This is a genomic window from Nostoc sp. ChiVER01 (assembly GCF_034531155.1).
Lineage (GTDB): Bacteria > Cyanobacteriota > Cyanobacteriia > Cyanobacteriales > Nostocaceae > Nostoc.
Genome location: NZ_JAVRBS010000025.1, coordinates 94,981 through 117,125 on the forward strand (window position 1 = coordinate 94,981; position 22,145 = coordinate 117,125).

The window sequence follows — 22,145 nt, forward strand, 5'->3', positions numbered from 1 at the left end:
TTGCTTAGATGAGGTAGTTTGTTTTAGTAAGGCAGTTGTTCCATCTCAGTACTGTATGCTGTATAATCATGACCTGCTGTACTAGGAGGAAGTGCTGCTATTGGCATATCGGCTGCACCTATGAGGCGGTTATGTTCTGCTACAACGGTTGATGTTTTACCGATGCGGTGAGAGAATTCGGGATTTGCCTGCATCGTTGTTTGGATATCGATTTCTTTGGCCTCTGAGAAGAATTCGAGAAAATCGCTGCCATCCGGGTTTGGTGATTTGTAGGAAGTGACAACTGCTACCCAAGATTTATCTCTTTGGTTAACTGCTTCTTTCGGTTCAAGGGATGGTGTGAAGGTGGGTTGAAATGCACCAAGGCGATGAAACTCTGCACGTTTTTCAGCGACAGTTGTATCAGTAAATCGGGCGAATGCAACCTCTAGTTCGCGTTGGAACTGTTTGTAAGCCTCGCCAAATTTTGATGATGCAACGCCTTTGATTGACAAGACAATTGGTACTGAGTGCAAGTTATTATTATTTTCATCGACAAGTTGCAACAAGTAGAACCGTCTCAATACTGCGGCATCTTTGCCGAGTGCTTGGTACATTTCGTACCCATCAGGTGATTCGTACACCCCCACAATTTTGCCATCATCGCGCTGTTCAATATATCTGGGAGAAACATCAAGAATGTGCATCCTGGGCGATTGCAACAACACTCCCATTTCTGGCGTGCCACTGGAGAAGGTGTGCTTGTGTGTAGGTTCTTGTCCTTGCCAGTTAATTCCTGCTAAATACTTATCTTTTATAAACAACCCAACTTTTTCTGCTTCCATGTGGTTGATGACTTGGCAGATGCAGATGTTGCTAATCGGCGCATTGTACTCAGGATTGGCAAATTTAGAAATAGCTGATTTACGCTTTTGTATGTTTGCCCCATTCTGAACGGTTTGTTGAGGAGGTTCTGACTCGGACGCTGCGCTTTCTTCAGTATTAGGCTTTGTTTGATTTCTTGCCATAATTTTAATTAATTGAAATCAATCTTTAATGCGTAAAGCAAAAAGCCGTTGTAAAAAATAAAAGTCGTCTGTTATGAAGACGACTTGAAAGATTTATTAATTTTTCGCTATTTAGATACAGTTTTCATCATTCTGTCCTCTGTTCGTTGTGCCATTGCTCAATCACTTCCTCATTCACCCAGAAAGTAATACTGCCTCGAAGCTTTAGTGCTGCATCATACTCTTTCCAGTTGCGAACTTTATAGTTGGCTTTGGCTTTTGTGTTCATACTTAGGCTGTCGGGGTCTTAGTACAAAGCGCATCTGGGATAGGTATAATTTACCATTTTCTCCAATCGTGCAACAACGCCGTTAAGTGTAGCAAAAAATTATGAAGAAGCTATGAAGTATATCTACTAATATGTATCAGTAGCTTTATCAAAATTTTAATTAAAACAATAATTCTTATTATAAGTTATACTTTGTTTTAATTAAAATAACAATTTTTATTGTAAGTTCTATTTTTTACATTAAAAAGTAGTATTTACTCTGCTACTCTGAAAAAAGAATACAATTCAAATAGAACCTTTATTCGTAATAATTAGCTGTATAAAAGGGTTCTGTCTCCTATTAGTGACTGTGTGAAATTGTCTTTTTAAGTACTTTTTGAATTACTCCTTTAACAGAGGTATTAAAAATGGGTCATTTAACCCGAATTTTTACTAGCTTTGCCAATAACTAATATTAGTGCCGAATTAAATGCAATGGAAAAGCAAATCATTTAGGTTTCTGGCGTTCCTAATAGAAAAAGTAAAAACAAGTATTCAAGCTAACTCTCTCGATTCAGTAGATGGAAGCAAATTAACTATGGAAAGCAAGTTCCACAAATTAGAGGAGGAGATTAAGGCACTCGGTAACTGCTATAAAGAGATCCACAAGGATATCCAAGTGTTGAATTCAAAGCTGGATAAGCTCGTTGATGTTGACAGAAAAATGATGGAACAGCGTCAGGAGAATGGGCAACTCAAGCGCAAAATTAAAGATTGGGAGGAAGTGGCTATAGAGTTCTACCGCCTAATGGAAAGAACCCTCGGTTATTCAGATCTGAATGAAGAGCAACGAAAAGCAACAGAGAGGTTTTTATCTAAATTTGAAGACTATGTAAGCCCTGTTTTTGGTCTAGAACGCATTAATCCATCACCTGGAACTCCATTTCAGGATAGGTTGCATCAAGCAATTGGTTATGAATCAATATCACTATCTGATGCGCCTCCAGAGTTTGTACGTAGATGTACTAGCTGGGGTTATAGAGTAGGCTCTGAGATTATCGAATCTGCTCAGGTTATAGTAACAACATTGCCGGAGATTCCCAATGAGAAATCTTTTCAGGAAAAGAAATTTGCTGAGAATCAAGAAGATTCAATGTCAGAGAGCCAAATAGTACCAGAAGCAAATTATGAGTCAGAAACTAGAAATGACAATCTGACTCCTCAAATCTCCTCTATAGAAGCTTCCACTCATGCTCACAGTCTTTCCCCCGTAGAGGAAGAAACACCCTCACAAACAGAAATTACCTCCATTCAGTCAGAAAACCCGATCAGTGTTCAACAAGATAAAACAACAGACCTATGACAAATCAATTTGCTATTGGAATTGATCTTGGAACTTCTACTTCGGAAATTTGTGTCTTTAGAGATGGTCAGCCTTACTCCATCCCTGATCCTGGAACAAAAATTCCTATTATTCCCTCGATTTTTGCTATCAATCCCAAAGGACAGTTTTTAGTCGGGGAAAGTGCTCGAAACCGTGTTGATTTAGAGGCACCTAAAGGTGTTAAACATGGTATTCGAGAAGTTAAGCGACAAATGGGGACTTCAGGAATGATAGAACTTCTTGGTGAGAAATATCGACCTGAAGAAATCTCAGAAAAAATTCTTCGTAAATTGAGAGATAATGCCGAAGAAGCTTTGGGCGAGACTATTCAAGAGGTAGTTCTATCTGTCCCTGCCAATTTTGATAACGCCGCCCGTCAAGCTACGTTGGATGCAGCTAAATTAGCAGGTCTTAAGATTATTCGTTTGATAAATGAACCTACAGCAGCGGCACTAGCTTTTGGTTTTAAAAATATTGATGTTGAAGAACAACTTGTTGTTTTTGACTTTGGCGGAGGAACTTTAGATATCACTGTTTTAGAAATGATATCTGGCTTACTTGATGTCAAGTGTAGTTTTGGCGATCGTTATCTAGGCGGAAAAGATTTTGATGAAAAGTTAATTGAGTTAATTCTTAGAAAGTTTCAAGAAGAATATCCAAACATACAAATTTCTGAGAACTCTCAACGTGCATTAAAGGGAGAGGCAGAAAAAACAAAAATTATTTTATCAGCTCATCGTTCTCACACAGCACACATTTCTAATTTTGCTGTAAGAAGTGGTGAACCAATCGATTTAGATGTTGAAGTCACCCGTGAAGAGTTTGAACGGGCTATTGAGCCTTTATTACAACGTGCTCGCGAGTGTCTTCAGCAGGTGCTGAATGCTAAACAGCTAAAACCTAGTGCTATTGATCGAGTACTACTTGTAGGTGGTACCACATACATTCCTGCCGTTCGTCAACTACTCGCAGAATTCTTTGGAAAAGAACCGAAATCAGATGTAGTCAATCCGGATCTTGCTGTGTCAATTGGAGCTTCAATTGAAGCCGCTATTCGGCAAGGGTTAATTAAAGAAGACACAGGAATTATCATGACTGATGTTTCTCCTTTTGGCTTAGGTATTGAAGTTCAAGAAGTTGATAAACATGGAAAACCCATATTTCAACATGGAAAACCTGTATTGAAATACGATTCCTTAATCCAGCCAAATACAACAATTCCTTACATTACAACAAAACTATATAGCTTATTACATACTGAGCAAGAATCAGTTAAGATTCATCTTTATCAGGATCATTTAGGGAAAGCTGAGTTATCAAGTGAAGCAATCGACACAGAAATAGTAGGAGTGATTGAAGATATTCCTAAAGCTACTAATGGTGTTCCCTATCCTGTGGAAGTAAACTTTTCCTATGACAACAATGGCTTAGTTAAATTAAAAGCTACAATTCCTGACATTAATAAAAGCTTAGAAATTACATATGAGCGACCTTTTGTTTTTTCTGGCAATATGACTGATAAACAAATAGAGAAAGCAATAGAACGTGGTAATATAACTGAGGCAAATAATGGCACTTTTGATGAGTTTGAAGGACTACTTAAAAGCTCAAAACGTTTAATCAAAAATTTACATGAACCTGAAAGTTCCCGTCTTACTCAAGCTGTTACGAAACTAGAGAATGCACTTACATCTGGCAACACTAAGGAAATCGAGAAATCGAGTAAGCAATTAGTTAACTTAAATTTTGATCTGAGAAAGTAAGAGCTAGGTTTAAGGTAATGGCATACGAAGTTTATAGAATTCTCGAATTATCACCATCAGCATCAATCAAGGAAATTAAGCGTAGCTATAGCCAGTTAGTTCGTAAATATAAAAATGAAGATATTGAAAAATTTAGTCTGATCAGAAGAGCATATGAAATGCTCATAAATTCAGATGCTAAAGCGATTTACGACTCTTTTTTGCAAATTGATAGTTTTTTGAAAATTTATCAAGAGACATTTCTTCATTTGGAATGGGAAGAAGCGATTCAAATATTAAAACGTATCGTAGTAGAATCCCCTGAAGAAGATGAAATTCAAAAACTTGCTCATCTTTTACCGCAAGATAAAGAAGTTATTGAGGAACAACAGACATTTTGGGGTTACATACAAGAAAATCATCGTTTTATTAAGGAGCAGCTTGGACTTTGCTATATATCCAGTGGTCAATGGGATGAGGCAATCGCAATCTATGAGAAACTAACAACACAGAAACCTGAGATTTTTCATTACTGGACAAACTTAGGTCAAGCTTACAAGACTCAAGCTGATTTCTTATCGCAGAATAATATTAGTCAAGCACATCTTTATCAGCAAGCTCGTGAATGCTTTAAAAAAGCAGTAAACTTAGAAGCAACTAATTCAAAGCCCTATTTAGAAATAGCTCGAATCTATTTCAACGAAAATAGTTATTCTCAAGCAGAGATTTGGGCTGAACGTGCTATTAATGCAGATAGAAAGATTGATTTTCAAGATTTTGATGCTTTTTGTTTTCTCTGTCTTGTTTATGCCAAAATTAGAGAATTAAATAAAATAGAAGAGTTAGTCCAAAAGATAAAAATTTTAATACCAAACGAAGATGCTAAAATTTACGCTTCTTCTAAGTTTATTGAGCATGGAGATGAATTATACAGAATCGCTTCTGAAAAGTCTGATTTCTTTGAAGAAGCTGATTTCTCTGAGCAACTCTATTTATTCAGTGTATCACTGACATTCTTTAAAGCTGCAAAAAACTTTAACTTACATGACGATAACCTCCAGAAAAAATATGATAAAATTGACAAACTAATATCAGTCCTCAATCAATTCCAAAAATTAAAGAATGATTCTCTGATTTTAGATAGCTATAAAAAACTGGTTGTATTATCTTTGTCTGACTATATGAGTATTGATAACTATATCAAAGATAAAGATGATCAGATTAATCTAATTTTTGTAGAAATAATTACTTTATCGAAATCATCTATTAATGAATCAATTGAAAGATTCAAATCTTATTATGCTGACATTTATAACTTAAATATACAGATTTTTGACAAACTTGAACAAAGTAAAACAACTCAAAGTTTTGTTGCTTTACTTCAGAACCGCGCATCCAAGGATACAGCTATTTTAAGAGAGGAAATAAACCATATTGTTAAGCGTTTATATAACTTTCTTCCCCCAATAGCAGAAAAAGTTGTACTAAAATATCCAAGTTCGGAAGAGTTTGTATCATCTTTCATGAAAAAACTATCTAACCGTATTACTAGATGAGGATGTAAATTAAGTAGTATTATGAATAATATTAATTCAAATTTTATGAGTAGAGAAGCACGTATTAATGCAATTTTTGAAAAGCGTCTACCATTGGTTAGAAAACTTGAAAGTGTCGAGAGAAACCTAAAAAGCATCAATTTAAAAATTGATGAACTTGAACAATTAGGAGAACAAATTACCAAAAATTTGAGCAGTACTAAAGTTAGTATAAATTTGAGAAGGCTTGATTTTCTGGGAATAAAACAAATAATTCAAAAAGAATCTGAAGAACTTAGCAAACTCAAGCTCCGTTTCTCTCGAAAGACTTTGAACATTGGTGTGGTGGGACGAGCAAGGCAAGGTAAAAGTCTTTTATTGCAAAGGTTAACAGGACTGACAGCCGATGAGATTCCTGATGGAAAGCGTGGTTTTTGCACAGGTGTCCGAAGTAATATTCACCATAGACCGGGTGAGCAAACACGCGGCAGTGTTCGATTCTATTTGGAGCAGGAATTTCTCAGTGAGGTTATTAGTTTATATTACAAAGCGTTTGGTAACACATCTCAACTGGACTCAATCGATGATTTTGAAAAATATCCACCATCTCCTCCAACTGAAGAAAGTGCCAAGCTTAAAACTATGTTTGGGCATCTTATAGACGATTACCATTCCCACCTTAGCGAGTATCGTCCTTTATTGCGTAACCAATCATCAAAAGAAATCTCAAAAGCCGAAATTCGGGAGTATGTGGCTCAGGATGATAGCCAAGGTAATCCCTACTTCAATTACCTTGCTGTAAGAGAAGTTGATATTTTCTGCGAATTTCCAAATTCCGATTTGGGGCAAATCGTTCTCATGGATATGCCTGGTTTGGGTGATACCAGATTAGGAGATGAGCAAAGGCTGATCCAGGCACTGGAACAGGATGTAGATTTTGTCCTTTTTGTTCGTATGCCAAGTGCGCTGGGAGATGACTGGCAAGACTTTGATGAAGATCTGTATGATAAAGCTCGTACCTCATTAAGAGACCTTGCACGTCGCTCCTTTTTGATTCTTAATAGAACAATTTCAGACTACGGTGATAATTTACACAACTGCGAGCGGTTTAAAGAAACTATTGATAGTAAAAATATTAAAGTTGTTCAGTGTGAAATTGCTGATTGTAGTGACAAAACAGCATCCAGTAAAGTTCTTGATCAAGTTCTTAACTACTTAGCTGCTAATATTACCCATCTAGATGAAGAGTATGCACGTTCTTATCAAGAGGGATTAGAGCAACTGCAACAGAAAGTTAACTCTAAGCTAAACGAAGCTCGCAGTTTATTGGCAGCCTACAATGAGGATTCACTATTTGAAGATCAGTTTCTAGAACTTTGGAGTAGGGTCACTAGTGGTCTAGAAAGTTTAATTGAAAGACTTTGGGTACAACGTGAGTTTGAAGAGCCTCACTTCAAGACTCAAGTAGAAACAACTATCGCTAAATGTCGGAGTGACAAAAAAATTCCTTCAATTGCTGCCATTGAAAAAGAGCGAGATCTTAAAGAGTCTTATAAGATGGCATACTATAACTACTTCCCAGCAATTCGTGCTCATTTATCACAACAATTTCTCTCTCTTAATGGTCATCTACAACAGTTTTTAGAAAGTGTAAAAGCTGAAGTGACAATAGTGCTATTAGAAGAAGGAAATTTATCAGATTTTTCGTCAAAACGAGGTTCTGAATTTCTAAAAGATACGGCACATTTTATCTCGGAAAGACGAAATGATGGAAAGCAAAATGAACTGAGATTAGGATTTCAACACCTTGCAGACTTTAATGTTTCATACGCTGGAATTATTCAACGTCAAATCCGACACCATTTGGATGAATTGACTGCCGATCAGAATGAACTACCAATCTTTAGATCTACTATTACAAATCAAGTTTTAGAAAAAACAATAGAGTGGGTTTGTAATACACTCTTAAATCAATATACATCTGGCATCAGTTCTATTTCTCTCACTAGTTTGCCTTCCCGTGAACAAGCTTTGGACTATCTAGAAGGGATGCTTCAACGCAATGAGCTAGAACAATTAGTAGATCAAGTGCTGAAGCTTTTTAGCAATCTTGCTGCTGGTTCCAGTTCTATTCCTAGTTCCAGATTTTTATCAAAGGAACAAGTTATTGGGTCTTTCTATGCGGATCAAATTCGTAATTATCTAAGTATTTGCTGCGATGAAGTAATTGATAAATGTGAAGAAAGTCTCAAAGAACTGTTATGTGAACCAAACCAAATTGCTTACTCTATGGTCAGGGAGTTTGTAGATCTCATTCGCCGTACTGAAGGTATAGAAAAAGAGTGGAGGATATTTCTTAAAAGAGAGCAATCAAGAGTATGGCCTGAATTAAAACAGATTCTTGAATATTCTGAAGATCGGGAAGACTGGCTTAAATTATTGCTACAGTTAGAGGAAATTAATCAATTTAAAAACTTACAATTTTTGGACTAACTTGATTTCTTCTGAAAAAAGTAATCAAAAATAATATGTACTGAAGATCCTAAAATTTTAAATTAGAGTCCAAATATCCAGCGTAATATTGAGCCTTCAATTTGGACATTAATTATTGAAAATTGATAAATAGTTGTTTAATAGACAACAACTGATGATATTTTGTCTAAGAACAGATGTGTTTTCAATTGTGAAAGTCAATGACACAGATGCCATACGTTATTATGTGACTATCTTTACCAGGAATAAATCTGTAGGAAGCAATAGTTTCAATTGCCATATTTATCTCCTTGTTCGTTGGGGTTTAATTTCAAGCATTTTATTAGTAAGTTTGGTGACATTACTGACTTTCCAACCAGCAAGCTTGCACTTACTCACTGCTAGTTCTAATTCTTGCTGTGTAAGGGTTTTGTATCTCGTATACTTTCCCCATTTAGGGAAGATGTACGTGACATACCTAGTTTCATCAATTTGGCAGTACGCCATACGTTTGTAGTACACTATGGTTTAATTATTTTGACGATTCTAGTAGCTACATTTGTAGGGTTATTTGAACTCAAAAAGGCATCTTTATCTACCAACTCGACATAGCTATTATTGCTCTGTAACCACTCTTTGAAGCTTTGATACTTCCGGTTGAAGAAAACCGACTCAGGTACGACTGAAACTAATACACCACCTGATATAATTAACTTCCAAGCTTGATAGATATGCTCGACAAGTTCGCAAAATGGAGGATTCATGATACAGGCATTGTATAAATGACTGGGGTTAAACTCCAAAAAGTTTTTCCCTACGAGATTAAATCCTTTGAGTTCTAAAATTTGTCGTAGGTTGTAATTCACCTCAACTACCTCTAGTTGAACATTTGGATAGTTTTTGATGATATACTCAGCAATATTTGCGCTACCAGCGCTAGGCTCTAAAATTCGCCAATTTGCTTCAATATCTGCCAGTTGAACAAGTCGTTGACAGACTGGTTTGGGAGTAGGAAAGAAATCTCCAGATTTCATCCCAATGATTTCTAACTCAAGCTTATTAAGTTGTTGCTTGGTAGTATCAATTGCTTCAGGTTTTACTACCTGTTGAATTTCTGTTATTGCTGATATGATTTCGCCTGATGTATGTAACCCCGCGCGACTGAGAGATTTTATCCAGTCTTGGTAATATTCGCCTTCTAGTATTTCTTGGACTTTCTGGCTAGTTTCTCCACTTTGAGAAATCCTAAATAGCACTTCTACCTGTGATTTACGAGATATACCGCGTAGTATTGGTGGGATATTTCCTACTTCCCACATTTGTGCGATCGCAAATAGCCAAGACTGGATAATCTCAAGTTCAATTCCTTCTTGGATTATCCCTTGAGCTATGGTTTTACGGCGCTTGGTTGCTCTTTGATTCCCAATAGCAGGATTTTTCTTTTGGTCAATAGCTGACTGCATTGAAACAGCTAGCTTGCGGAGAGCTTCTGCTTTTTCTAAGTTAGGAATATTGAAAATATCTAGTGATGAGTTATCCTCGTTGTAAGACAGATTCAGTAGAGATAGTTGCATTGCTAGATTCCTTTAAATCTTTAACGGCGCATTTAAGAATTAGGGAGGTTGGTACATTCCAAGTTTTTACCTCCCATTCAGTAGCTAATCGTTCTGAGTGACGGATCACTGCACTACTACATTTGTTTTTTCTGACAAGCCAATCTCTAAACTTTTCGGCTTGTTCTTTGCTATCGAACCCGAAATAGCTGGTTTTCCGGTTTCCCAAGGGATCAGTAATAGTTGCTACCCGACGTGAGAGAATATTGAGCGTCCAACCACCCTTAGAAGTGAGTTCGATTTTGGTGATATTTAATTCTGTTGGATTCATAATTCAACTTCAGGAATTGCTGCTAAATATTCCGTAGTTGATATTTCTCTTGCCAGCCATTTATCATGTGCTTCTTGAGGAGTTATTTTGTCGGCTAAATGTTTCTTTTCATTGTTGTCTCCTATAAAAGGAGCGAGTGTTTCTTCTAACCGTTCTTTTAAAGCCAAATGTTTCTTATCAGAGTAAGTAAACTGGTAGATACTATCAGTATTTATGAACAAGTAAACTAGGCTAATTTGTTCTAATGGCATTCCAGTTCGTTCGTGAAGAAGAAATAATCTTAATTGGGTTTGCCACTTGCTCTCAAGGATTTCAAATTTCAGAGGTTTTTGAATTGTCCAGTCAAATCCAACTATTTGATTTTCACCATAAATAATGAGGTCACACTCACTATAGAGAAGGATATCGTGATATAAATATTGAAGTTGGGCGCTCCATTGTTTGTTTCCAAGGATGTTTAGAAAAGGTTTTACCTTATTGACCCAGTTATTAATTTGGGGGTATTCCTTTAAGAAAGGTTCGACTGCTAGCCCTAAACCAATTTGTTGCATGACGAGATGAAACTGACCTCCAGCAACTTCGGATTCACTTTTTACAGTGAGATTAGAATAATTTTTCGTCGATAAACACTCTGGATGATGTTCGGCTAACTCAAGTGTTTTGTGATTGAATCGATTCATAAAAATATATCCCAAATTTGTTTTTTGGGATATATATGCGTGAGCTATTTGCGGTGATTTATCTACGGTATATAGTATTTTTTCAGATTGTCGATGCTTGCGTATAAACTTCGGGTTGACATTGCTTTGAGGTCAAAATAACTGGCAAACTTTTTCAAACCCCCCGTAAGGGTTAATTCTAGTAAGTACTGGGCTGCGATCGCACTCGTCATTTTATTGACAAATAGCGACTGATAATTTCGTGCTTGAATTTCTGCACATGAGAGGCTATTGTCTATGAATTCTTCCAGTTGAGGAACTAACAATTCCGGGTGAACCAGCGCCGGAGAGGGAAGATGCAACCAGAATTTAGGTTTGTCTGGGTTATTGGCAGCTTGAACTATATCAAAATTAGAGTGCGTTCCAACTACTACTTGGCCGGAGTGGTTGCTGTTTCCACAATCCAGCCAAAATAGCGATGCTGGCTCATTTGCACTGTTCAGTTCGAGAACTGAGTGAATTTTGCTCCTGGCGGCGCTGTTATCCACACAACCAATAATTACTGTTAGGGTGTTCCATGAATTGGTGGTGCGAATCATGTCTTCTTTAAACCAGTCGCAAATGGCTGCAATCTCAATTCCACACTTGGCGCTGCATCTTGCAGCCAGTGTTTGTACCTTTGGTAGCCCAATTTCAGCTTGTTGATAATTTTGGCGGGTGATATTCTTAAGTTCGACAGTATCGCCATCGACGATCGTAAAGTTAATTTCTTTCCCCGTGCGCTGGAGTTGCAGGATAATTCGACATAAGTCTTCTGCAAGAAACCCCCCTGTTCCTCCTGCTCCTACTAAGACGAAGTTGATACGGGTATGATTGCGAGGTAAGACGGGTAAAGCTTGTTGGTAAGCAGTTAATTCGAGCATTTTACCTGTGGCGGAAGTTCAAATATTTGATTGGGGTTGATGTCGAAAAAGTGATTGTATATCCCGATGCGGGTGTATATTGTGGGAATGGTATTCAGTGTGCCGACGATCGCGAACACTCGAAATTTGCCTTTTTCTTCCTGATTGTCCGCACTTGAAGGGTAAGCAGCTAGAGTTCCATGACTGTGTATTTCCACTAATCCATCTGTATAGCTTTTATCGAGTGCGCTTTCTAAAGATAGGACGTGAGTAGAAGACGCAGTTTGCAGTGGCGTGTGACACCACCATTGGTTGCTTGTCACTCCCAAGTAGAATAGGATTTCCTGTTGGGGGTTGATACTGGCAGCATTGATAATATTCGTGATTACAAGGCTTGGGACTTTTGGGACTTTCAGGCGAAAGTATTGTTCAAGGGGTTGGAGTCCAGCAACTTGAGTTTGAGTCACTTGCAAGCAAACCTCTAACTCGCGGCGGTGCGATCGCAAGAAAAGCCCATTTGCTGCCAGCCAGTATTCTTGAAGTTTTTGGCTGTAGGGAGGAAAATTATTACTTGTAGCGAAGTGATAACCGATAAAGGAATTCATGGCTAACTGAACAGGTGGTTAATAATGTCTTCTGGGGTTGTGACTTTCCAGCTATGAACGGAAACAAGGTCACTTGAAGGGTAGGATTTAGCTTTAGATTCGTGTAATTTGATTAGCTGATTGCAGATATTATCGGGATGAGTTTTTGACTTGCCTTGGGACAAGTCCTTGTTAAAGGGTGATTTCCAGAATAGATCCCAAGTTTGGCTTATATTTGCAGCACTGCATGTACCGGGAGAATTTCCCCCAAAACAAATACCAGAGTCGTCCCAAATGTTAGGTAGAGGTGGCTTGTACAGTTGTGCGTCTGGTTTAAATACCCTTCCTTTAACTGCCCACAGGTAATATTTACTACCGCATCCAGCAAATAGGAATGCAGGCATGGGGACAGTAATTACCTTGGTTTCCTGTCCCATAATTTGAATTTGATATTTTTGGGGAGAGTAAAACTGAATAATTGCCTCTCCCTCTGGATTTTTACCCCACCAAATCGTGTTGCTAGAAAGCCATCCAGATGTAGCAGTTTTACTTGTGAAGGCTTTCTCTACTGCTTCAGGAGAAAGGAACTTGTACTTAGATTGTTTGCCTTCGCGTTCAACTAAGATAAACTGTCCTTTGAGGATAATTAACTGCGCTAGTAAATCATCTTGGGGAATATTGGCAAGCAGGATTTGGGAGACATTTTCTAAGTCAATTATTGGTAAGATATTTGTATCTACATTCATATTTTTGATGCTTGGTTCCAAATTCTGACTGCTGCTTTTCGGGCAGGAAGAGATGTTTCTAGCAAGTGCGTAAGCTTATTTGATTTTTCCATCATCGAGACGGCTTCTTTCCACTTGTGACCGAGAAATATGATATTTTCATAAGTCCATTCCAGCCAATCGCTTGTTTCACACGTAACATCTAGCCAGATATTTTCAGTCGAGTAATCTATAATTCGTATGGCTGCATCTAAATATTGAAGAGGACTTTTGTAACGACGGCATAGCTTGACAAGTCTCTCGAAGTAAATTTCTTCTGCTAGAGCAATGTAATCAGGAGTAAAACCAAAATTCAGTTCCCATTGGCTTATATTGTACCCTTGCCCCATCAACGACAGTAGGAACTTTTCTGAGTATTCTAGTTCCTCGAAATCTTCATACCACCATTCAACTTTTTGTGGTGATACAGGAATACTATTATGTTCGGGACTAAACTCAATCTCATCAATATATTCTATTGGGAAGAGATGATCATTTACCAGTTGAATAAATTCAATTTCTCTATCCATATAGGCGCTTGCTGGATGTGATTGTTTATCAATACGAATGGTTGAGCCTAGCCATTGTTCTGGGAATATTTTTTGATACAGGCTTAAGAGATTTACTCGTTCGGAGAGATTTTCTAGGTAGATAATTGCTGTTAAACAAGTAATGGGTATTTTGAATAATTGGATGTTTGTAAGCATAATTAATCAGCCGCCATAACTCATAGCGGCTATAAATTTGTTATTACAGTACCGGATATTTACTAGTGGCAGCAGGTTGATGCTTAAGGCTTCGAGTTACTTTTTCGATGTAGGTTTCCCAATTTTGACCGAGTTTGATAGCTTTTTCTATCTCAGGTTGTAGGGTAATTAAATTTTCGAGACTAATTTGATTTTTTATCTCCAGAAGCTTTATCTGCCACCCTAACTTTAGTGCAGGATTTATTTCTTCAGAACTATTTTTTAATTCAGAGAATTGACTTCCTTTAGTACCTGCTTTTTTTACCAGACGAATTGAAACCGTATTATCAGTTGTTTGTCGTTCAATTTCGGCATTAGCATATTCTGGAAAGTAGACGCTAATGGCTGTTTTGAGGGTATTGTCATCTTGGGCGATCGCCTCATCAAGAGGAATTTCTTGTCCTTCGATAATCGCAATGTACTTCATAGTAATTAAAATAGTGACAGTTGGTTGTTAGGCGCGGGTGTTTTGTCTTTATCTTCAGACAGGTTACGCTTTTGTACTTGTCTTGATTGTTCCTGTCGATTCTGATGTATAGTCTGCTTTTCCATTCTTTCCTTGCAGATATTTAACATCTCTGGGAGAGATTTTTCTAAATCCTGTAGCAAGTTATTTATGACAGGATGAGATGTTATCTCAGCAACGTTAATTATCTTAATAATTGGAAGTGCGCCTTTGATTCCGATTGAGACAATTACTGTTTCAGAATTTGGTATTAGTTGAATGGTTATTAAGGTGGTTTTTGTGTCAGAATTACCTAAATCTATCTCGGTAGATGAATCTTGGTTTATAACTTCAGTGTTTACTAATTCATCTAATGTTTCTTCTAAATCGCTATTCTCCTGAATATCAGGATTAAAATCTTTACTGCTATAACTGTCCTCAAGGTTAGTTACATTCTCGTCAGGTGATATTTGACTGCTCATGATTAAGAGAGATTGGCTAATCTAAATAAGGTGCGGATAGTAATACCTGTCTTGTTAAAAGACTGCCATTTGTAGGCGCATTCGCCTGATTTGTACTTAGGAGAAAGTTGGCTCCAAGTGTCCCATGCTTTAAATAAAATGGGACTAACACTATGAAGTGCCATTCCGACTTGAATCCACGAGTGGTAATCATCTGCAAATCGAGGGTGGATAACTTCGAGTAGTACAAGTGCGGTTTGGATATTTGTCTCGATTGAGGGAATTAAATGAGCGTATCTGTCTACCCCATATCTGCGGTTATATTTTTCTTGGGGTAGGTTAAACTTTCTTGCTTTCTCCTGTTTGGCAAGCATCTGAGCAATTACCCAGTCGGGGGCTATTTCTATTTGGCGCTCAGATGGACTACAGCCAGGAAGCCATCTGTAATTTCTGCTCTCTGGGTGAAAGGAAGGGGGAAGGATTGAGGCTAGATTTTTGCCTCGAAACTCCAAGTGTTCATCCTTCCCAGTTTTGATTTTGCGAGATTTTACCTCCCAAGCTTTTGAATTTGGGATAAGGTATAAGCGCTGGCTCCGATATTTCCTTCCAGAGGTAAATGCAATTGTGGGAGGAAGGTATTTTTGAGCGCGATCGTGTAACGACTCCATAGGAGTATCGCGTGCTTCGACGGGTATTACCTGATTAAGTTCTTCTGGTTCTGTATGTTCGTTAATCTGAATAATTTGTCGCCAGGAGGTTTCCCCGTCGCAGTCAATAGCTACTAAATATCCTTGGGGATGATTAGAACCGCATACCAAGGCTACACCAGTGGGCGTGATCAATCTGTTATTTGTCCAAACTTTTAGGCGGCGGCGGACGAGTTCGGCTTGTAGTTCTCTGGGAGAGTAAGTATTTTTTTCCCATTCTTTCCCTAGAGGACGTTTACCAAAGGTAGGGACGATTCGCCATTCTTCGGGTAAGTTGTCAAGCGAAGATACCAAATTACGGATTTGGGCGTGCATGAATTCATGTGGCTAATTATTTCGATAATTCATGCACAGCTGCGTTAGTGACTGTGGTGGTTTGATATTATAATTACGGTGCTAACTGATGGCCTGCTTCAACTAGCTTGGCAAGGGTATTTTGGTCAAACGCCTTTATGCCAGATACAAATTGTTGCCACTGCTGCCATTTCTCCTTTGAGTAAGCATGATTGGGATCAAAGTTGCAGATTTCACAGAATTTATGAAAGTCAGCATTCCAATGAAACGTGCAAATGCCTGTTATTAAATAATTGATTTCTTGGTCGCTCATGAGTGATATTTCAGCTTCTGATTTCTGTTTTAAGCCAACCTTTTGTTCAGGGCATTTTCGACTTGATAAGTTCCAAGAGTACAGTTTGTATTCAATGGAAACTTAGGAAAATCCAGATAATTATTCATAGTTTTTGTTACCTTGCACAGTACCATTATCCCGTCCTTACTCTTCTTTTTTTTATTGTGATAGTAGCTGATAACCTCAAACTCATTGTTACCAGCTTCAAATCTGCTTCCTGCATATTGGGAGATAGCCTTTTTCCAGTCTGGCTGCCAGAGCATGAGTGTATCTATTGCCATTGCTCTAACAACTGGATTATCTAATTTCATTAGAATATCTGGTAAGTAATGGCATTGTTTGGCAATTACTTCTCGTGCGTAATTTATTAGCCAATACTCGGCTTCTTTTAAGAGAGCTTTTGATTCGAGATTTTGGCACACTTCATCGTAAACCTTAGACATTAAATATGCCCTTTGTTCAAAAACCATCCCGTTGGTTCGCAGTTTTAAGTCTGATGGATAATTAATCATCAAGTCAGTAAGTTCATCGCTGATTTTGGGAAGAGGATATTTATCATTTTCTTGCTCTTTGGGATGGGATATTTTTACTTCATATCCTAGATTGACAGCATGATTGATAATAAAATCGATGCTATTAGACTCAACAAAATCTCCTAACTTAAAATCTGTTTCTAGGAGGAGATATGTTGGTGCATGGAGAATTTGAAACCGTTTAGGATTTTGATTTGAATCGGCTAATAGTTCAATATACATTGCTTATTCTCACAAATTTTCATAAATCTTGTGCGTAAGCGATGTATGTGGTTTAATTACTGAAAAAATAATCCTACCCAAGATGGGTAGGGCTATCTTAATTATTGATTAATGGTTCTTGTTTGTGTCGGATTTATTATTTCCTCCAGTAGAGATAGCCCAACTGATTTAAACAGTGCTTTGTTATCATCAGGGCAGCGTTGAATTGTTGTACAAGATGAGCAGCCGTATTTGCAAGGGCAATTATCTACTAGAAACTTTGCCTTCATAAAAGCAGTTTCTAAATACTTGGTGAGAGTATCGCACATACCTGTACCGTGTTCGCATGTGTCGAAGAAATAGCCTACTATGTTATGATTTGATGGTACTTCGATTAACATGAAATCGATATCTCGACTGTTTGCCCCATGTTCGACAAGTGGTAAACTGAGCATGAGTTGGTGCGCGAGAGTATGAACGCAAATCTGAGTTTCATTGCTTTCAAATAGCTGTTTCTCTTCATTGGAAATATATTTCTGTTTGTTGAATATCTCTTTTCGGAGATTTTTGACAATAGCTGAAAAATATTTTCTTGCATCAGCGTTAATTTCAACCCTAACGCAGAATGTATTGTAGTTAAGAGCAAATGCTTCCTTGTATTTATTTTCCTCCAATAGTTCCACAAATTCTCGTTCAATCAGTTGGGTTTTACAAGCAGGACAAGTTTGTAAATGTCCGGGTAAATTTAAATTGAAGTTGCGACATCTGTTATTAGTGCAAGTCCACTTTTGTTCCAGCCTGTACAAGTTGTACCCGTAAATTTCTTCTTTGATTTTGGCTGAAACAGGTGTAAATCTAGCTGCCCCTTGGGAAAGATTGATAATTTTGGCTTCCCCTGCAATTTTGATTTCCTCGAAATTTAGGCTTCCTTCGGGACGGCTAAATAGGTTGGTTGCCTCAATTGGCTTGAGAATTGCTTTCCCTTCGGTTAAATTTAGCTCTTGTGATTTATACTGTACGGGGTTGCCGTCAAAGTCTTGAGCAAGATATATAGCACCAGGGTAAACTTCTCGTAGCGCAGATGATGCCGAACTTTCCTCAAACTCTTCCGCGCTATCTTGATTGATATAACTGATGTTTTGGTCAGTGTTACCTCTGAATTTAATTTTTGAGTGGACATAACCAAGGTTTCGATTAGTTGTCAGTTTTTGGTTATAACTGAAAATTAGTTGATTATTACCGATTAGCTGTCGTGCAATCGCATCACCAGAACTACCAAAATGTCGAGCAATTTGAGCTTGTGTCGGTTTACTTTCTTTGCAACAGGCGAGAATGTGCTGCTCCAAAATTGTTTCATAATTGTGGTTAAAGTTGATAATTTCTGGAGGGTCAGATAAGAGGCGTTCCGGGTGATTGGCGTAGTAAGAATCCATAATCGACCTTTTCGACGGGATAAATACTAATAGCCCTGCTTCTTGCCTGCCTGCACGCCCCGCCCTTTGGCGAAAGGCAAGAATTGAGCCTGGGTAACTATGTACGATAGTTGCATCAATAGACCCGATATCCAGACCCGCTTCTAAAGCACTCGTGGATATAATGAACTTGACCTTTCCACCCTGTATATCTGCAATAATTTTGTTACGCTGATTTGCCTTCATGCTGCCATAAAATGCTGAGATGGTTTCTCCCATGTGGGGCAGTTGCATCTCCACTAAAGCTTTACGAATGGCATTAGTTAAAACCTTTACCAGTTCTCTACTATCGCAGAAACAAATCCCGACTATTCCTTTACTTACAAGCATAGCTGCAACTTGGGCAGTTTGGTAAAGAGTATTGTTTCGTGCTTTGAGGCTAAGGAAAGTAATCTCCGAGCGTTTTGCCCCACTTTGGTCGATAATAGCAAGGTTGCTTTGTTCTACTCGATTGGATATCTTCTGGGCAATTTCACTGCTGTTACTAATTGTTGCAGAAGCAAATATGTACTGTAAATTAGAAATATTATTGCCAGCAGATTCTATCATTAATTGAGTTCGCCGATTAAGTAGGGCAAAGTGTGAGCCAAAGATGCCTTGATAGAAATGCGCTTCATCACAGACGATGATTGAAATTTTTCTGATTGTTTCTCTAAATCCCCAGTTTGAGTCAAACTGATAGTTGTTCAGCTCGTGGTTCCATACATCGGGTGTCACGCATAAAATCGACGGTTGATGACTATAAAGTTGTTTGCGCTCCTGGGGAGGAATATCACCATTAATATTGAGAACTTGGGGGCGAATTTCTTCATCCAGGTGGCTAACAAACGAGCGGATTTTCTCTACCTGATCAAATGCAAGTGCTTTCAAGTTAAAAAATACTAAAGCTGATTTACCTTTTAGGCACTCGTGAACGATTGGAATTAAAAAGGAGATACTTTTACCACTACTGGTAGGAGTTTGGAGAATGATATCTTCCCCTTTTTTGTAAGCCTCCCATGCTTCGACTTGATGAGAATATAGTTGGGTAATTCCTGACTGACTCAGGGCATATTTAACTAGAGGGTGAATATCATCTGGTATGGGACAAAGTTTAGCTTCTTGAGCAGGAATTACATCGCAACTTTGTAGTTTTCCTGAGCCATCAAGAATAGCTGCTATTTCTTGGTAGAGAATACTTTTACCTGTTGGTGCTTGGTTAAGAGGTAATAAATTACCGCTATTTGCCTCCTGCTCCCAGTCAAAAATAATTTGATTTACACTTCCCTTTTTGAAGTAAAGATTTTTCTCGATGATAGCAGCGATATGGATAACACCATATTCTTTAGAATAAACCTGTTTATTTGCTTGTAACCATTCAAGCTGGGTCATAAAAAGTTACCTACTTGCTGTTTTAGCAGGTAGGCGTTAGTCAAAAGTAGTGGTTTTTGTTATTGCCATAACTGATTAATTAACCACATACACTTCTCACGATTTGTAGAAACTCCCGTAAAACAGGTGTCATATCCTCTTGTCGCCACACTACAGCCGTTTCTACTAATGGTGTTTTTTCTTCTAAAGCGCGATAAACTACACCAGCCCTTTGAAGATTTTGCAAAGAAGATGGTACGATCGCAATCCCCATTCCTGCTGATACTAGCCCGATAATTGTCTGCATTTGGATTGCTTCTTGAGTCACTTTTGGGCTAAAATTCCCTTGCTGGCAAAGACTCAGGATTTGATCGTAAAGTCCGGGGCCCAAATGGCGGGGGAACATAATAAAATTTTCGTTCAAGAGCGATCGCACTGAAATATTTTCTTGTCTGGCTAAGAAATGAGTTTCTAGCAAAGCTAAAACTAGTCCTTCTTGCTGAATACATTCTTGATTGAGAGTGTTGTCTTCTAATGGTGGATGAGCAAAACCTACATGAATGCGGCGATTGAATAGCGCTTGTTCTTGCTGAGTTGTCGTTAATTCTTGCAATACTAACTCCACATCTAAAAACTGTTCTCGAAACCGCCGCAAAATCACAGGAAGCAAATCGTAAGTTACCAAGCTGGTGAAACCTACTCGTAGTTGTCCTTTCTCACCCCTACCTGTCCGTTGAGTCAGATCAATTGCCTTGGAGAGTTGAGCGAACAATTGATAAGCTTCTTGCAAAAATACTTGTCCGGCTTCCGTTAGCTGCACCTGTCGTTTAGTTTTGCGTTGAAAAAGTTCTACCCCTAATTCTGCTTCTAGCTGCTGAATTTGCTGGCTTAAGGGCGGTTGAGCGATGTGAAGTCGCTCTGCGGCTCTACTAAAGTGTAGTTCCTCAGCTACAGCAATGAAGTAGCGCAGGTGTCGCAGTTCCATAGTTTTGATATTTTATAAGTCTCAAATATTCATAAATATATATTGGACATATCAAAAATTGCTACCTATCATACTCATACATGCAAGTCAGAGGATGATGTAACTATGTCGGAGAATTTGAGAAGCCAAGTTGTAACGCAAGGAGTACAGCGATCGCCAAATCGAGCTATGCTGCGTGCAGTTGGTTTTAAAGATGAAGATTTCAACAAAGCCATTGTCGGTATTGCCAACGGTTACAGCACCATTACCCCCTGCAATATGGGAATCAATCAACTGGCGCTCATAGCAGAGGCTGGGATTAAAACCGCCGGGGCGATGCCGCAAATGTTCGGCACAATTACCATCAGCGATGGGATTTCGATGGGAACCGAAGGGATGAAATATTCCCTAGTATCGCGGGAAGTCATCGCCGATTCCATTGAAACCGCCTGTACTGGGCAAAGTATGGATGGTGTGCTAGCAATTGGTGGTTGTGATAAAAATATGCCAGGGGCAATGCTAGCGATCGCTCGGATGAATATTCCGGCAATATTCGTTTACGGTGGCACAATTAAACCCGGTCACTACAACGGACGCGATTTAACCGTTGTCAGTTCTTTTGAAGCTGTTGGTCAATATAGCGCCGGAAAAATTGACGACAAGGAATTATTAGAAGTCGAAAGTCGCGCTTGTCCGGGTGCCGGTTCCTGCGGGGGAATGTTCACAGCTAATACCATGTCTTCAGCATTTGAAGCGATGGGAATGAGTTTGCCCTATTCTTCCACAATGGCAGCTGAAGATGCCGAAAAAGCCGACAGCACAGAAAAATCGGCTTATGCGTTAGTCGAAGCCATCAAAAAACAAATCTTACCCCGGCAAATTATCACCCGCAAATCTATAGAGAATGCTATCTCTGTGATTATGGCAGTCGGTGGTTCGACCAATGCAGTGCTGCATTTCTTAGCGATCGCCCGCGCCGCTAATGTAGAGTTAACCCTGGATGACTTTGAAACAATCCGCGCCCGTGTTCCCGTTTTGTGCGATCTCAAACCAAGTGGTAAATATGTGGCTACAGATTTGCACAAAGCTGGTGGCATTCCCCAAGTCATGAAGATGCTACTTGTGCATGATTTATTACACGGTGATTGCCTCACCATTAGCGGGCAAACCATTGCAGAGATACTAGCAGACATCCCCGAAGAACCATCCGCTAACCAAGATGTGATTCGGACTTGGGATAATCCGATGTATCCTCAAGGACACTTAGCCATCCTCAGAGGTAATCTGGCAACAGAAGGGGCTGTTGCCAAAATTACTGGCGTGAAAAAACCAGTAATTACGGGGCCTGCACGAGTGTTTGAGTCGGAAGAAGCCTCTTTAGATGCAATTTTGGCGGGTAAAATTATGCTTTGAATCATAATATGAGAAAAATTTTGAATCATAAATTGAGAAAGAGTT

The 22,145-nt window shown here is 38.6% G+C and carries 20 protein-coding genes and 1 pseudogene; 5 read left to right on the forward strand and 16 right to left on the reverse strand.

What is annotated here, in order from left to right; all coding sequences use genetic code 11:
* Window positions 1-23: 23 nt before the first annotated feature.
* Both RMY00_RS26880 and RMY00_RS26885 read right to left on the reverse strand, forming a co-directional pair.
* On the reverse strand, window positions 24-1,007 hold the full coding sequence (locus RMY00_RS26880; protein ID WP_322650463.1) for a DUF5895 domain-containing protein: 984 nt from the start codon (window positions 1,005-1,007) through the stop codon (window positions 24-26).
* Between the two features lie 127 nt (window positions 1,008-1,134).
* Window positions 1,135-1,275: a hypothetical protein gene (locus tag RMY00_RS26885; RefSeq protein WP_322650483.1), complete on the reverse strand. Its 141-nt coding sequence runs from the start codon at window positions 1,273-1,275 to the stop codon at window positions 1,135-1,137.
* Between the two features lie 469 nt (window positions 1,276-1,744).
* Between RMY00_RS26885 and grpE the strand changes: the two genes are divergently transcribed.
* From grpE to RMY00_RS26905, 4 genes are read left to right on the forward strand one after another with little or no spacing between them, the layout of a single operon-like run.
* Window positions 1,745-2,617, forward strand: a complete 873-nt coding sequence (gene grpE, locus RMY00_RS26890) for a nucleotide exchange factor GrpE (RefSeq protein WP_322650464.1) — start codon at window positions 1,745-1,747, stop codon at window positions 2,615-2,617.
* Entirely contained in the window at window positions 2,614-4,401 is a 1,788-nt protein-coding gene (locus RMY00_RS26895) for an Hsp70 family protein (protein ID WP_322650465.1), read from the forward strand. The genes grpE and RMY00_RS26895 overlap by 4 nt, the downstream gene beginning before the upstream one ends.
* Window positions 4,402-4,418: 17 nt before the next feature.
* Window positions 4,419-5,936, forward strand: a complete 1,518-nt coding sequence (locus RMY00_RS26900; RefSeq protein ID WP_322650466.1) for a J domain-containing protein — start codon at window positions 4,419-4,421, stop codon at window positions 5,934-5,936.
* 21 nt (window positions 5,937-5,957) lie between these two features.
* Window positions 5,958-8,408: a hypothetical protein gene (locus RMY00_RS26905; protein ID WP_322650467.1), complete on the forward strand. Its 2,451-nt coding sequence runs from the start codon at window positions 5,958-5,960 to the stop codon at window positions 8,406-8,408.
* Window positions 8,409-8,908: 500 nt separating this feature from the next.
* On the opposite strand, the gene RMY00_RS26910 is transcribed toward RMY00_RS26905, so the two are convergent.
* The 14 genes from RMY00_RS26910 to RMY00_RS26975 form a co-directional block, all read right to left on the reverse strand.
* Window positions 8,909-9,961, reverse strand: a complete 1,053-nt coding sequence (locus RMY00_RS26910; protein WP_322650468.1) for an SAM-dependent DNA methyltransferase — start codon at window positions 9,959-9,961, stop codon at window positions 8,909-8,911.
* A complete protein-coding gene (locus RMY00_RS26915; protein ID WP_322650469.1) occupies window positions 9,921-10,271 on the reverse strand; it encodes a hypothetical protein in 351 nt (116 codons plus the stop codon). The genes RMY00_RS26910 and RMY00_RS26915 overlap by 41 nt, the downstream gene beginning before the upstream one ends.
* Window positions 10,268-10,951: a hypothetical protein gene (locus RMY00_RS26920; RefSeq protein ID WP_322650470.1), complete on the reverse strand. Its 684-nt coding sequence runs from the start codon at window positions 10,949-10,951 to the stop codon at window positions 10,268-10,270. Before RMY00_RS26920 ends, RMY00_RS26915 begins: the two co-directional genes overlap by 4 nt.
* A gap of 62 nt (window positions 10,952-11,013) precedes the next feature.
* On the reverse strand, window positions 11,014-11,853 hold the full coding sequence (locus tag RMY00_RS26925) for a ThiF family adenylyltransferase (RefSeq protein WP_322650471.1): 840 nt from the start codon (window positions 11,851-11,853) through the stop codon (window positions 11,014-11,016).
* Complete coding sequence (locus RMY00_RS26930; RefSeq protein ID WP_322650472.1) at window positions 11,841-12,437, reverse strand: Mov34/MPN/PAD-1 family protein; 597 nt, start codon at window positions 12,435-12,437, stop codon at window positions 11,841-11,843. The genes RMY00_RS26925 and RMY00_RS26930 overlap by 13 nt, the downstream gene beginning before the upstream one ends.
* Before the next feature lie 2 nt (window positions 12,438-12,439).
* Window positions 12,440-13,162 carry a hypothetical protein gene (locus tag RMY00_RS26935; protein ID WP_322650473.1) on the reverse strand — a complete coding sequence of 241 codons (723 nt, stop codon included), beginning with the start codon at window positions 13,160-13,162 and terminating at the stop codon, window positions 12,440-12,442.
* Window positions 13,159-13,887, reverse strand: a complete 729-nt coding sequence (locus RMY00_RS26940; RefSeq protein ID WP_322650474.1) for a hypothetical protein — start codon at window positions 13,885-13,887, stop codon at window positions 13,159-13,161. Before RMY00_RS26940 ends, RMY00_RS26935 begins: the two co-directional genes overlap by 4 nt.
* Window positions 13,888-13,930: 43 nt before the next feature.
* The gene (locus RMY00_RS26945) at window positions 13,931-14,353 is read right to left on the reverse strand and encodes a hypothetical protein (RefSeq protein ID WP_322650475.1); all 423 of its coding nucleotides are present in this window, start codon (window positions 14,351-14,353) and stop codon (window positions 13,931-13,933) included.
* Between the two features lie 5 nt (window positions 14,354-14,358).
* Window positions 14,359-14,853: a hypothetical protein gene (locus tag RMY00_RS26950; RefSeq protein WP_322650476.1), complete on the reverse strand. Its 495-nt coding sequence runs from the start codon at window positions 14,851-14,853 to the stop codon at window positions 14,359-14,361.
* A 2-nt stretch (window positions 14,854-14,855) separates the two neighbouring features.
* The gene (locus tag RMY00_RS26955) at window positions 14,856-15,854 is read right to left on the reverse strand and encodes a bifunctional DNA primase/polymerase (protein ID WP_322650477.1); all 999 of its coding nucleotides are present in this window, start codon (window positions 15,852-15,854) and stop codon (window positions 14,856-14,858) included.
* Window positions 15,855-15,927: 73 nt separating this feature from the next.
* Window positions 15,928-16,146 (reverse strand): hypothetical protein, encoded by a 219-nt coding sequence (locus tag RMY00_RS26960; protein WP_322650478.1) that lies wholly within the window; start codon window positions 16,144-16,146, stop codon window positions 15,928-15,930.
* A gap of 29 nt (window positions 16,147-16,175) precedes the next feature.
* Window positions 16,176-16,922 (reverse strand): hypothetical protein, encoded by a 747-nt coding sequence (locus RMY00_RS26965; RefSeq protein WP_322650479.1) that lies wholly within the window; start codon window positions 16,920-16,922, stop codon window positions 16,176-16,178.
* A 101-nt stretch (window positions 16,923-17,023) separates the two neighbouring features.
* Window positions 17,024-19,744, reverse strand: a complete 2,721-nt coding sequence (locus tag RMY00_RS26970; RefSeq protein WP_322650480.1) for a DEAD/DEAH box helicase — start codon at window positions 19,742-19,744, stop codon at window positions 17,024-17,026.
* 79 nt (window positions 19,745-19,823) lie between these two features.
* Window positions 19,824-20,708 (reverse strand): LysR family transcriptional regulator, encoded by an 885-nt coding sequence (locus RMY00_RS26975; protein ID WP_322650481.1) that lies wholly within the window; start codon window positions 20,706-20,708, stop codon window positions 19,824-19,826.
* A 105-nt stretch (window positions 20,709-20,813) separates the two neighbouring features.
* Here RMY00_RS26975 and RMY00_RS26980 point away from each other — a divergent pair.
* Window positions 20,814-22,091: pseudogene (locus tag RMY00_RS26980) on the forward strand (dihydroxy-acid dehydratase); the annotation flags it as partial.
* Window positions 22,092-22,145: the final 54 nt, after the last annotated feature.

Excerpts from the sequence above, each read along its gene's own strand:
- grpE (WP_322650464.1), top strand. The coding sequence starts at position 1,745 with ATGCAATGGAAAAGCAAATCATTTAGGTTTCTGGCGTTCCTAATAGAA.
- RMY00_RS26945 (WP_322650475.1), bottom strand. The coding sequence starts at position 14,353 with ATGAAGTACATTGCGATTATCGAAGGACAAGAAATTCCTCTTGATGAG.
- RMY00_RS26955 (WP_322650477.1), bottom strand. The coding sequence starts at position 15,854 with ATGCACGCCCAAATCCGTAATTTGGTATCTTCGCTTGACAACTTACCC.
- RMY00_RS26910 (WP_322650468.1), bottom strand. The coding sequence starts at position 9,961 with ATGCAACTATCTCTACTGAATCTGTCTTACAACGAGGATAACTCATCA.
- RMY00_RS26975 (WP_322650481.1), bottom strand. The coding sequence starts at position 20,708 with ATGGAACTGCGACACCTGCGCTACTTCATTGCTGTAGCTGAGGAACTA.
- RMY00_RS26905 (WP_322650467.1), top strand. The coding sequence starts at position 5,958 with ATGAATAATATTAATTCAAATTTTATGAGTAGAGAAGCACGTATTAAT.
- RMY00_RS26950 (WP_322650476.1), bottom strand. The coding sequence starts at position 14,853 with ATGAGCAGTCAAATATCACCTGACGAGAATGTAACTAACCTTGAGGAC.
- RMY00_RS26880 (WP_322650463.1), bottom strand. The coding sequence starts at position 1,007 with ATGGCAAGAAATCAAACAAAGCCTAATACTGAAGAAAGCGCAGCGTCC.
- RMY00_RS26935 (WP_322650473.1), bottom strand. The coding sequence starts at position 13,162 with ATGAATGTAGATACAAATATCTTACCAATAATTGACTTAGAAAATGTC.
- RMY00_RS26900 (WP_322650466.1), top strand. The coding sequence starts at position 4,419 with ATGGCATACGAAGTTTATAGAATTCTCGAATTATCACCATCAGCATCA.
- RMY00_RS26925 (WP_322650471.1), bottom strand. The coding sequence starts at position 11,853 with ATGCTCGAATTAACTGCTTACCAACAAGCTTTACCCGTCTTACCTCGC.
- RMY00_RS26960 (WP_322650478.1), bottom strand. The coding sequence starts at position 16,146 with ATGAGCGACCAAGAAATCAATTATTTAATAACAGGCATTTGCACGTTT.
- RMY00_RS26930 (WP_322650472.1), bottom strand. The coding sequence starts at position 12,437 with ATGAATTCCTTTATCGGTTATCACTTCGCTACAAGTAATAATTTTCCT.
- RMY00_RS26940 (WP_322650474.1), bottom strand. The coding sequence starts at position 13,887 with ATGCTTACAAACATCCAATTATTCAAAATACCCATTACTTGTTTAACA.
- RMY00_RS26885 (WP_322650483.1), bottom strand. The coding sequence starts at position 1,275 with ATGAACACAAAAGCCAAAGCCAACTATAAAGTTCGCAACTGGAAAGAG.
- RMY00_RS26895 (WP_322650465.1), top strand. The coding sequence starts at position 2,614 with ATGACAAATCAATTTGCTATTGGAATTGATCTTGGAACTTCTACTTCG.
- RMY00_RS26965 (WP_322650479.1), bottom strand. The coding sequence starts at position 16,922 with ATGTATATTGAACTATTAGCCGATTCAAATCAAAATCCTAAACGGTTT.
- RMY00_RS26970 (WP_322650480.1), bottom strand. The coding sequence starts at position 19,744 with ATGACCCAGCTTGAATGGTTACAAGCAAATAAACAGGTTTATTCTAAA.
- RMY00_RS26915 (WP_322650469.1), bottom strand. The coding sequence starts at position 10,271 with ATGAATCCAACAGAATTAAATATCACCAAAATCGAACTCACTTCTAAG.
- RMY00_RS26920 (WP_322650470.1), bottom strand. The coding sequence starts at position 10,951 with ATGAATCGATTCAATCACAAAACACTTGAGTTAGCCGAACATCATCCA.